The following is a 10,961-nucleotide window of genomic DNA, read 5'->3' on the forward strand; positions in this document are numbered from 1 at the left end:
ATAGCCGCCACCCGACACAGTCTTACGCGACGTCTTCGTACTGAGGAACCGGGTTGCGGAAGCTCTTCGTTACGCAAGCCAGGTAAATCAGACCGATTGCACCCCAGATCAGACCCAGAACCATTGAGCTCTCTTCCAGGTTGATCCACAGGGCGCCCACCGTCAGGGCACCACACACTGGCAGCACCAGATAGTTGATGTGGTCCTTCAGCGTCTTGTTGCGCTTCTCACGGATCCAGAACTGCGAAATCACGGAGAGGTTAACGAAGGTGAACGCCACCAGCGCACCAAAGTTAATCAGCGCAGTGGCCGTTACCAGGTCGAACTTGATTGCCAGCAGGGCAATCGCGCCCACCAGCAGTACGTTCCACGCCGGGGTACGCCATTTCGGATGCACGTAACCAAAGAAGCGAGTTGGGAACACACCGTCACGGCCCATCACGTACATCAGACGAGAAACGCCCGCGTGCGCTGCCATACCGGATGCCAGTACGGTGACGCTGGAGAAGATCAGCACGCCCCACTGGAAGGTTTTACCCGCCACGTACAGCATGATTTCAGGCTGCGATGCATCCGGATCTTTAAAGCGAGAGATATCCGGGAAGTACAGCTGTAAGAAATAAGACGCACCGATGAAGATCAGGCCGCCAATCAGCGCGGTCAGGAAAATCGCTTTCGGGATCACGCGCTCAGCGTCTTTGGTCTCTTCAGACAGAGAAGAGATACCGTCGAAGCCCAGGAACGAGAAGCACAGGATAGTCGCCCCGGTGATCATCGGCACAACGTGCGCACCTTCAGACCAGAACGGACGGGTGCTGGTCAGCGTACCTGCGCCTTCACCGTGGGAAACGCCGTAGATGATCAGCCCAACGATAACCGCAACAATCCCCATCTGAAGGATCACGATCAGGGTGTTGAAGTTAGCCACGGTCTTGATGCTGCGCAGGTTAGAGATGGTCATAAAGGCCACCAGCGCCACAACGAAGATCCACGACGGTACGGAAGGTACCAGCGCTTCGAAGTAAATTTTTGCCAGCAGAATGTTGATCATCGGCATGAACAGGTAGTCCAGCAGTGATGACCAGCCCACCATAAAGCCAACAGCCGGGCTAATGGATTTCTGAGCATAGGTGTACGCAGAGCCTGCGGACGGGAAACGGCGAACCAGTTTACCGTAGCTCAGCGCTGTAAAGAGAATGGCGACCAGTGCAAAGGCGTACGCCGTTGCAACGTGACCGTCAGTGAGGCCTGATACGATACCGAATGTATCGAACAGCGTCATCGGTTGCATATAGGCAAGGCCCATCATAACAACCGGAATCAACGTAAGCGTTTTACGTAATTCCACGCGAGAGGTGTTTGGAGTTGCGTTATGCGACATAGTTATTCTCCTTTACGGTGATAACCGCCACGTAAGCGAAAAATTGCCCCATTTCTTTCTTCCTCAGCGACAACAACTGTCGGATTTTAGTAAATATCTATCCGGTACGAAGCCCGGCCTCTTGGTTTTTAGTTTCGTTTCGTACATGCAAAAAAAAATAACCGACGCCTTTTATATCGTCGATTATTCATTTGTTTGCAGCGGCGGCATTTTGCCCTATTCCAGATACAAAAGGCAATACATTGAGAAACCTGCCCATAAATTAATTTTACTAACTGGTTGATTTCCCATCATCTGCCTGAGTGTAAACTGTCGCGATAGCACTATTTGCTAAAATTTCGTCTCGCCACCAGGCGCTGGCAAGCCCGGCGGTCTGTTCATTCCAGCCCACCCATACCGATTCGTTACTGCTCTGCGCTAAAACCTGTTTTTCCACCAGCGCGCCGCTTTCAATAAAGCGCTGTGCTAAATAACGGGGAAGGTAGCCGCACCCCAGGCCGCTTATTTGCAGTTCCAGCTTGGTTTTAAAATCAAAAACGGTGATGGCCTCCTGCTCATCCAGAAGCTGCGATGAAATGCCGCACTCGGGGCGGGAGCTGTCTCCCACCACAATGGCGCGATGGTTTTTAATGACGCGTCTTGAAACAGGCTCCGGTTCATTCGCCAGCGGGTGGTGAGGCGCAACGGCAAAGATCTGCTCCAGAACGCCCAGACGGGCGAAACCAAATTCACTCAGCTGAGGAGGCTCATGCAGCGCTCCAACGATGATATCCGCCCTGCCCTGCGTTAAGGCGTCCCACGAGCCGCCCAGCACGCCGTTGATAAAAACCAGCCGCGTGACGCTATGGCGCTGATAGAACGCCTCAATAAGCGGGGTAAGCAGCGAAAAAGGGAAAGTATCATCAACCCCAATCACCAGCTCATTTTCCCAGCCCTGATGAAGTTTGACGGCCTGTTTTTCCAGCTCGCGAACCGTATGCAGCACGTCACGCCCTTTTTCCAGCAGCATCTGCCCAGTACGGGTGAAACGCGCGCGATGGCCAGTGCGGTCAAGAATTTGAATATTAAGATCGCTCTCGAGCTTTTGCACGGTGTAGCTCAGAGCCGAAGGGGTTTTATAGAGCTTCGCCGAGGCGGCGGCAAAGCTCCCCTCTTTTTCCAGCGCATCCAGAATAACAAGAACATCCAGCAGCGGTTTCATCTTCGCCCCCTTGCGGTGTGCGATGGCCTCCGCCGGCGCAATTATTCCATAGGCATAACCAGCGGATCGGGATACTGATATTCAAATCCCAGTTCATGGCAAATACGATTGCCATCAATAATTTTGCCTTTGCGCTCCCCCTGCGCCTCACTGAACACCGGCGGCGCCAGACCCAGCTGGCGCGCCATCAGCGGATAAAAGGTGCTGCGTGGCGGATGCGAAGGCGCACATATATTATAGATGTGCCCCCCTTTCGGAGCCTGTAAAAGCAGCTCTATCGCACCGATAACATCTTCAAGGTGTACAAGGTTAACGCCGTGCTGACCATCCGGCGCGGATTTACCGGCAAAGAAGCGTCCCGGATGACGCCCCGGCCCCACCAGCCCGGCGAGGCGTAAAATATCCACCTGCGTGCCAGGCAGATTGTGCAGCCAGTCTTCCAGCTCTTTCAGTACCCGTCCGCTGGCGGTTACGGGACGGCGCTCGGTGTTTTCTTTCGCCGTACCGTCGATATCGCCATAGACGGAGGTCGAGCTGGTGAAAATGATACGCGGAATATGGTGCGCCAGGGCGCTGTCGACAATCTCCTGCACCGCCTGCAGGTAAAACGTCTCGCCCGGCCCGCTGCGCCGCGCTGGTAAGGTAATGACCAGCGCGTCCACATTCATCAGTTCATCCAGCTCGTCGGTATCGCAGATAAGCTCGGGTTCGAGACGCAGCTCGACACCATCAATGCCGCACATGCGCGCCGCCTCAACCCCGTCCCGCGTAGTCTTACTCCCTGTCACCTGCCAGCCTTTCGCGGCTAATGACATCGCCAGTGGCATTCCTAACCACCCTAATCCGACAATCGCGACCTTTTTCATGACATTCTCCGCTTAACGACGCCTGTTATAAGGCTACGCCAGCCTTATGGAACGCACAATTCATACCATCAATATGAAATGAATTAATGATCAAAAAAAGCCCTTGCTTTATGGCGTACAACTGGTTTAGGTTAAAAGACATCAAATGCATAAGCATTCAACGAGAATTTATATGACACGCGTTCCTTTTAAAAACCACCATCATCACCATCATCCTGACTAGTCTTTCAGGCGATGTGTGCTGGAAGACGTTTGGATCTTCCAGTGGTGCATGAACGCATGAAAAAGCCCCCGGAAGATCTTCTTCCGGGGGCTTTTTTTTGGACCGCATTCAGACAGATTAAAACAGGTTAACGAGGAACACAGAATGTTAGATAACTCACGTTTACGCATAGCTATTCAAAAATCAGGCCGTTTAAGCGATGATTCACGCGAACTGCTGGCCCGCTGCGGGATTAAAATCAACCTGCACACCCAGCGCCTGATCGCCCTGGCTGAAAATATGCCGATCGACATTCTGCGCGTACGTGATGACGATATTCCGGGCCTGGTCATGGATGGCGTCGTTGACCTCGGCATCATCGGCGAAAACGTACTGGAAGAAGAGTTATTAACCCGCCGCGCGCAGGGCGAAGATCCACGCTACTTTACCCTGCGTCGTCTGGACTTCGGCGGCTGCCGCCTGTCGCTGGCCACGCCGGTTGATGAAGCCTGGGATGGCCCGGCCGCGCTGAACGGCAAACGTATCGCCACCTCTTACCCTCACCTGCTGAAGCGTTACCTCGATCAAAAAGGCGTGCAGTTTAAATCTTGTCTGCTGAACGGCTCTGTTGAAGTGGCGCCGCGTGCGGGCCTGGCCGATGCCATCTGTGACCTCGTCTCCACCGGCGCCACGCTGGAAGCCAACGGCCTGCGCGAAGTGGAGGTGATCTACCGCTCAAAAGCGTGCCTTATCCAGCGCGACGGCGAGATGGCGGAGGCTAAACAGCAGCTCATCGACAAGCTGCTGACCCGTATTCAGGGCGTGATTCAGGCGCGTGAATCCAAATACATCATGATGCACGCGCCGACCGAGCGCCTGGACGAAGTGATAGCCCTGCTGCCGGGTGCTGAGCGCCCAACCATTCTGCCGCTGGCGGGCGACCAGCAGCGCGTGGCGATGCACATGGTCAGCAGCGAAACCCTGTTCTGGGAAACGATGGAAAAACTGAAGGCGCTGGGCGCGAGTTCTATTCTGGTGCTGCCAATTGAGAAGATGATGGAGTAACGACCATGAGCTTTAACACAATCATCGACTGGAATACCTGTAGCGACGCGCAACAGCGCGAGCTGCTGATGCGCCCTGCAATTTCCGCCTCAGAGAGCATCACCCGCACCGTGGCGGAGATCCTCGATAACGTCAAAGCCCGCGGAGACGACGCGCTGCGTGAGTACAGCGCGAAGTTTGATAAAACTGAGGTCGACGCGTTACAGGTCACCGCGCAGGAGATCGCCGGGGCGGAAAGCCGCCTTGGGGATGAGATCAAACAGGCTATGGCCGTCGCGGTGAAAAATATTGATACCTTCCACACCGCGCAGAAATTGCAGGCGGTGGATGTGGAAACCCTGCCCGGCGTGCGCTGCCAGCAGGTGACGCGCCCGGTGGCGTCCGTTGGCCTCTATATTCCTGGCGGCTCTGCCCCGCTGTTTTCGACCGTCCTGATGCTGGCCACCCCGGCTCGTATCGCCGGTTGTCAAAAGGTGGTGCTCTGCTCTCCGCCACCGATCGCCGATGAGATCCTGTATGCGGCGAAGCTGTGCGGCGTGCAGGCGATCTATAAAGTGGGCGGCGCGCAGGCGATTTCCGCCCTGGCGTTCGGGACGGAGTCTGTTCCCAAAGTCGACAAAATCTTTGGCCCGGGTAACGCATACGTTACCGAAGCGAAGCGCCAGGTCAGTCAGCGTCTGGACGGCGCGGCGATTGATATGCCTGCCGGTCCGTCTGAAGTGCTGGTGATTGCCGACAGCGGCGCTACACCGGATTTCGTGGCCTCTGACCTGCTCTCGCAGGCCGAGCACGGCCCTGACTCGCAGGTGATTTTACTGACGCCAGATGCCGATATGGCAAAACGCGTGGGCGAGGCCGTTGAGCGTCAGCTGGCCGACCTGCCGCGTGCGGAAACGGCGCGTCAGGCGCTATCGGCCAGCCGACTGATTGTGGCTCGCGATATCGACCAGTGCATCGCCATCTCCAATCAGTACGGGCCGGAGCACCTGATTATTCAGACCCGTAACGCGCGCGATCTGGTCGACAGCATAACCAGCGCAGGCTCGGTGTTCCTCGGGGACTGGTCACCGGAATCCGCCGGGGATTACGCCTCCGGCACCAACCACGTGCTGCCCACGTATGGCTATACCTCAACCTGCTCCAGCCTGGGGCTGGCGGATTTCCAGAAGCGCATGACCGTGCAGGAACTCTCCCGCGAGGGATTTGCCTCGCTGGCGTCGACCATCGAAACCCTGGCCGCCGCCGAGCGCCTGACTGCCCACAAAAATGCCGTGACGCTGCGCGTTGCCGCCCTGAAGGAGCAAGCATGAACATCGAAGAATTAGCCCGCGAAAATGTCCGTCGCCTGACGCCCTATCAGTCTGCGCGTCGTCTCGGCGGGAACGGCGACGTCTGGCTGAATGCCAACGAATACCCCACGGCGGTGGCCTTTGAGCTCTCGCAGCAGACGCTGAACCGCTACCCGGAGTGTCAGCCGAAAGCGGTGATCGAGAACTATGCGCAGTATGCAGGCGTGAAGCCTGAGCAGGTGCTGGTCAGCCGTGGGGCTGATGAAGGGATTGAGCTGCTGATCCGCGCCTTCTGCGAACCGGGTAAAGACGCGGTGATGTACTGCCAGCCCACCTACGGGATGTACAGCGTCAGCGCCGAAACCTTTGGCGTGGCCTGCCGCAACGTACAGGCCCTCGACAACTGGCAGCTGGATTTGCAGGGCATCGCCGATAACCTTGACGGCGTGAAGGTGGTGTTTGTCTGTAGCCCAAACAACCCCACCGGGCAGATTATCAATCCGCAGGATATCCGTTCCCTGCTGGAAATGACGCGCGGCAAAGCGCTGGTTGTGGCCGACGAAGCCTACATTGAGTTCTGCCCGCAGGCGACACTGGCAGGCTGGCTTGAAGAGTATCCGCATCTCGTTGTGCTGCGCACTCTGTCCAAAGCGTTCGCTCTCGCCGGTCTTCGCTGCGGTTTTACGCTGGCAAATAAAGCGGTTATCGACCTGCTGCTGAAAGTGATCGCCCCGTATCCGCTCTCAACGCCGGTTGCCGATATTGCGGCACAGGCACTGGCCCCGCAGGGCATCAGCGCGATGCGCGAGCGTGTGGCGCAGATACTGGAAGAGCGTCAGTATCTAGTCGATGCCCTGAAAACGATTCCGTGCGTGGAGCAGGTGTTCGACTCGGAAACCAACTACATCCTGGTGCGCTTCACCGCATCAAGCGCGATATTTAAATCGTTGTGGGATCAGGGCATTATCTTACGAGACCAGAATAAACAACCTACCCTGAGCGGCTGCCTGCGTATTACCGTCGGCACCCGCGCGGAGAGCCAGCGCGTGATTGACGCCCTTAAAGCGGAGAAAGTATGAGTCAGAAGTATCTCTTTATCGATCGTGACGGCACCATCATCTCGGAGCCACCCAGCGATTTTCAGGTCGATCGTTTCGACAAGCTGGCCTTTGAACCCGACGTGATCCCGGTGCTGCTGAAGCTTCAGAAAGCAGGCTATAAGCTGGTGATGATCACCAACCAGGACGGTCTGGGCACAGACAGCTTCCCGCAGGTGGACTTTGACGGCCCGCACAACCTGATGATGCAGGTGCTGACCTCGCAGGGCATCGCCTTCGACGAGGTGCTGATCTGCCCGCACATGCCTGCCGACGAGTGCGACTGCCGCAAGCCAAAAGTGAAGCTTGTTGAGCGTTATCTGGCGGAAGAGGCGCTGGATAAAGCGAACAGCTATGTGATTGGCGATCGCGTCACGGACATCACGCTGGCCGAAAATATGGGCATTGCAGGCCTGCGCTATAACCGCGACACGCTAAACTGGGCGATGATTAGCGAGCAGCTCACCAGACGCGACCGCTATTCTCACGTAGAACGCAACACCAAAGAGACGCAGATCGACGCGAAGGTCTGGCTCGATCGTGAAGGCGGCAGCAAGATCCACACCGGCGTCGGTTTCTTCGACCACATGCTGGATCAAATCGCCACTCACGGCGGCTTCCGCATGGAGATCGCCGTTAAGGGCGACCTGTATATCGACGATCACCACACCGTGGAAGATACCGGCCTGGCGTTGGGCGAAGCCCTGAAGCTGGCGCTCGGCGACAAGCGCGGCATCAACCGCTTCGGCTTTGTTCTGCCGATGGACGAGTGCCTGGCGCGCTGCGCGATGGATATCTCCGGGCGTCCGCACCTGGAATATAAAGCCGACTTCACCTACCAGCGCGTGGGCGATCTCAGCACCGAGATGGTGGAGCACTTCTTCCGCTCACTTTCTTACACCATGGGCCTGACGCTGCACCTGAAAACCAAAGGCAAAAACGATCACCACCGCGTCGAGAGCCTGTTCAAAGCCTTTGGCCGTACCCTGCGCCAGGCGATCCGCGTGGAAGGTGACGCCCTTCCCTCGTCGAAAGGAGTGCTGTAATGAACGTGGTGATTCTGGACACCGGATGCGCCAACCTGAACTCCGTACAGTCGGCGATTATGCGCCACAGCTACGAGCCGGTGGTGAGCCGCGATCCGGACGTGGTGCTGCGCGCGGATAAACTCTTTCTGCCGGGCGTAGGCACCGCCCAGGCGGCGATGGATCAGATCCACGAGCGCGAGCTGGTGGATCTCATCAAAGCCTGTACTCAACCGGTGCTGGGCATTTGCCTCGGCATGCAGCTGCTTGGCCGCCGCAGCGAAGAGAGCAACGGCGTCGATCTGCTGGGCATTATAGAAGAAGACGTGCCGAAAATGACCGACCACGGCCTGCCGCTGCCGCACATGGGCTGGAACCGCGTTTATCCGAAGGCGGGCAACAGGCTGTTCCAGGGAATCGAAGACGGCGCGTACTTCTACTTCGTCCACAGCTACGCCATGCCCGTGAATACCTACACCATCGCCCAGTGCAATTACGGCGAGGCGTTCACCGCCGCCGTGCAGAAAGATAACTTTTACGGCGTGCAGTTTCACCCGGAACGCTCCGGTGCCGCCGGCGCGCAGCTGCTGAAAAATTTCCTGGAGATGTGATGATAATTCCCGCTTTAGATTTGATTGACGGCACGGTTGTTCGTCTCCACCAGGGTGATTACGGGCAGCAGCGCGACTACGGCAACGACCCGCTGCCGCGGTTACAGGCTTACGCCGCGGAGGGCGCTGAGGTGTTGCACCTGGTCGATCTGACCGGCGCGAAAGATCCGGCGAAGCGCCAGATCCCGCTGCTTAAAACACTGGTGGCTGGCGTGGACGTCCCGGTGCAGGTGGGCGGCGGCGTGCGTACGGAAGCCGATGTTGCCGCCTTACTGGACGCAGGCGTGGCGCGCGTGGTAGTCGGTTCGACCGCTGTGAAAGATCCTGAGACGGTCAAGGGCTGGTTCCGCCGCTTCGGCGCGGATGCGCTGGTGCTGGCGCTGGATGTGCGCATCGACGAACAGGGTAACAAGCAGGTCGCGGTCAGCGGCTGGCAGGAAAACTCCGGCGTGACGCTGGAAGAGCTGGTTGAGATGTATCTCCCCGTGGGGCTAAAGCATGTGCTATGCACGGATATTTCACGCGATGGTACGCTCGCAGGCTCTAACGTCTCGCTGTATGAAGAGGTTTGCGCGCCTTATCCGCAGGTAGCGTTCCAGTCTTCTGGCGGTATCGGCGGCCTGGCGGATATCGCCGCTCTGCGCGGAACCGGTGTAGGCGGCGTGATCGTGGGTCGCGCGCTGCTGGAAGGCAAATTTACGGTGAAGGAGGCGATTCAATGCTGGCAAAACGGATAATTCCCTGCCTGGACGTGCGTGATGGTCAGGTTGTAAAAGGCGTGCAGTTCCGCAACCACGAGATCATTGGCGACATCGTTCCCCTGGCTAAGCGCTATGCTGAAGAAGGCGCAGACGAACTAGTATTTTACGATATCACTGCCTCCAGCGATGGCCGTGTGGTGGACAAAAGCTGGGTGGCGCGCGTGGCAGAGGTGATTGATATACCCTTCTGCGTGGCGGGCGGGATTAAATCTGCTGACGATGCGGCGAAGATTCTCTCTTTCGGTGCGGACAAAATTTCCATTAACTCCCCTGCCCTGGCCGACCCGGAGCTGATTACGCGTCTGGCGGATCGCTTTGGCGTGCAGTGCATTGTCGTGGGGATCGACACCTGGTTTGATGCCGCAACGGGAAAATATCACGTTAACCAGTACACCGGCGATGAAAGCCGCACGCGCGTCACCCAATGGGAGACGCTGGACTGGGTGCAGGAAGTGCAAAAACGCGGTGCGGGTGAAATCGTTCTGAACATGATGAACCAGGACGGCGTTCGTAACGGTTACGACCTGGAGCAGCTGAAAAAAGTGCGCGCGGTCTGCCAGGTTCCGCTGATTGCCTCCGGCGGCGCGGGAACCATGGAACACTTCCTTGAAGCCTTCCGCGATGCGAACGTAGACGGCGCGCTGGCCGCTTCCGTGTTCCACAAACAGATTATCAATATTGGTGAGTTAAAAACGTACCTGGCCGACCAGGGCGTGGAGATCAGGGTATGTTAACAGAGCAACAACAGGCGCAGCTGGACTGGGAAAAAACTGACGGATTACTGCCGGTGGTTGTACAGCATGCCGTTTCAGGCGAAGTGCTGATGCTGGGATACATGAACCAGGAGGCACTGGCAAAAACGATCGACAGCGGCAAGGTGACGTTTTTCTCGCGCACCAAACAGCGCCTGTGGACGAAAGGGGAAACCTCGGGTCACTTCCTGAATGTGGTCAGCATTACGCCAGACTGCGACAACGACACCCTGCTGGTGCTGGTCAACCCGATTGGGCCGACCTGCCACAAAGGCACCAGCAGCTGCTTTGGCGAGGCGAGCCACCAGTGGCTGTTCCTCTATCAGCTGGAACAGCTGCTGGCAGAGCGTAAATCAGCGGATCCCGAGAGCTCGTACACGGCGAAGCTGTACGCCAGCGGCACCAAACGTATTGCGCAGAAAGTGGGTGAGGAAGGCGTTGAAACGGCGCTGGCGGCCACTGTGCGTGACCGGGAGGAGCTGACGAACGAAGCGTCGGATTTAATGTATCACCTGCTGGTGCTGCTTCAGGATCAGGAGCTGGATTTAACGACGGTGATCGAGAATTTGCGGAAACGGCATAAATAAAAAAGACCGGGGAAACCCTAATGCTGGTCACTTAAGGTGACCAGCATTGTTTTTAAAGGGATATTTTGATTTTTTCTGCCTGATTTCCCTTTCATATTCCCGCTCCCTCCTCAGTGGCAGTTTC

The 10,961-nt window shown here is 57.0% G+C and carries 13 protein-coding genes and 1 other annotated feature; of the genes, 9 read left to right on the forward strand and 4 right to left on the reverse strand.

Going from position 1 to position 10,961, the window contains the following annotated elements; genetic code table 11:
- Positions 1-22: 22 nt before the first annotated feature.
- The 4 genes from ACOTZP_RS15760 to ACOTZP_RS15775 all read right to left on the reverse strand — a co-directional run bounded on the left by ACOTZP_RS15760 (position 23) and on the right by ACOTZP_RS15775 (position 3,448).
- Entirely contained in the window at positions 23-1,381 is a 1,359-nt protein-coding gene (locus ACOTZP_RS15760; protein ID WP_022648602.1) for an APC family permease, read from the reverse strand.
- On the reverse strand, positions 1,371-1,433 hold the full coding sequence (yoeI, locus tag ACOTZP_RS15765) for a membrane protein YoeI (RefSeq protein WP_099458931.1): 63 nt from the start codon (positions 1,431-1,433) through the stop codon (positions 1,371-1,373). Before yoeI ends, ACOTZP_RS15760 begins: the two co-directional genes overlap by 11 nt.
- A gap of 219 nt (positions 1,434-1,652) precedes the next feature.
- The gene (locus ACOTZP_RS15770; protein WP_022648603.1) at positions 1,653-2,582 is read right to left on the reverse strand and encodes a LysR substrate-binding domain-containing protein; all 930 of its coding nucleotides are present in this window, start codon (positions 2,580-2,582) and stop codon (positions 1,653-1,655) included.
- A 41-nt stretch (positions 2,583-2,623) separates the two neighbouring features.
- Positions 2,624-3,448 carry an SDR family oxidoreductase gene (locus ACOTZP_RS15775; RefSeq protein ID WP_006811206.1) on the reverse strand — a complete coding sequence of 275 codons (825 nt, stop codon included), beginning with the start codon at positions 3,446-3,448 and terminating at the stop codon, positions 2,624-2,626.
- 172 nt (positions 3,449-3,620) lie between these two features.
- Between ACOTZP_RS15775 and hisL the strand changes: the two genes are divergently transcribed.
- From hisL to hisIE, 9 genes are all read left to right on the forward strand, one after another.
- Positions 3,621-3,671, forward strand: a complete 51-nt coding sequence (gene hisL / locus ACOTZP_RS15780) for a his operon leader peptide (protein WP_099516347.1) — start codon at positions 3,621-3,623, stop codon at positions 3,669-3,671.
- Positions 3,647-3,770 (forward strand) — a sequence feature (His leader region). It overlaps the preceding gene by 25 nt.
- Positions 3,771-3,815: 45 nt before the next feature.
- On the forward strand, positions 3,816-4,715 hold the full coding sequence (gene hisG, locus ACOTZP_RS15785) for an ATP phosphoribosyltransferase (RefSeq protein WP_032623983.1): 900 nt from the start codon (positions 3,816-3,818) through the stop codon (positions 4,713-4,715).
- A gap of 5 nt (positions 4,716-4,720) precedes the next feature.
- On the forward strand, positions 4,721-6,025 hold the full coding sequence (gene hisD, locus ACOTZP_RS15790) for a histidinol dehydrogenase (protein ID WP_023300525.1): 1,305 nt from the start codon (positions 4,721-4,723) through the stop codon (positions 6,023-6,025).
- The gene (gene hisC, locus ACOTZP_RS15795; RefSeq protein WP_022648605.1) at positions 6,022-7,083 is read left to right on the forward strand and encodes a histidinol-phosphate transaminase; all 1,062 of its coding nucleotides are present in this window, start codon (positions 6,022-6,024) and stop codon (positions 7,081-7,083) included. The genes hisD and hisC overlap by 4 nt, the downstream gene beginning before the upstream one ends.
- The gene (gene hisB, locus ACOTZP_RS15800) at positions 7,080-8,147 is read left to right on the forward strand and encodes a bifunctional histidinol-phosphatase/imidazoleglycerol-phosphate dehydratase HisB (protein ID WP_271074836.1); all 1,068 of its coding nucleotides are present in this window, start codon (positions 7,080-7,082) and stop codon (positions 8,145-8,147) included. Before hisC ends, hisB begins: the two co-directional genes overlap by 4 nt.
- On the forward strand, positions 8,147-8,737 hold the full coding sequence (hisH, locus tag ACOTZP_RS15805) for an imidazole glycerol phosphate synthase subunit HisH (protein WP_271074835.1): 591 nt from the start codon (positions 8,147-8,149) through the stop codon (positions 8,735-8,737). The genes hisB and hisH overlap by 1 nt, the downstream gene beginning before the upstream one ends.
- A complete protein-coding gene (gene hisA, locus ACOTZP_RS15810; protein WP_271074834.1) occupies positions 8,737-9,474 on the forward strand; it encodes a 1-(5-phosphoribosyl)-5-[(5-phosphoribosylamino)methylideneamino]imidazole-4-carboxamide isomerase in 738 nt (245 codons plus the stop codon). The genes hisH and hisA overlap by 1 nt, the downstream gene beginning before the upstream one ends.
- Positions 9,456-10,232, forward strand: a complete 777-nt coding sequence (hisF, locus tag ACOTZP_RS15815; protein WP_017383296.1) for an imidazole glycerol phosphate synthase subunit HisF — start codon at positions 9,456-9,458, stop codon at positions 10,230-10,232. The genes hisA and hisF overlap by 19 nt, the downstream gene beginning before the upstream one ends.
- Positions 10,226-10,837, forward strand: a complete 612-nt coding sequence (gene hisIE, locus ACOTZP_RS15820; RefSeq protein ID WP_271074833.1) for a bifunctional phosphoribosyl-AMP cyclohydrolase/phosphoribosyl-ATP diphosphatase HisIE — start codon at positions 10,226-10,228, stop codon at positions 10,835-10,837. Before hisF ends, hisIE begins: the two co-directional genes overlap by 7 nt.
- Positions 10,838-10,961: the final 124 nt, after the last annotated feature.

Source organism: Enterobacter cloacae complex sp. SYL001 (assembly GCF_049237025.1).
In the GTDB taxonomy this organism is placed as follows: Bacteria; Pseudomonadota; Gammaproteobacteria; order Enterobacterales; family Enterobacteriaceae; genus Enterobacter; species Enterobacter intestinihominis.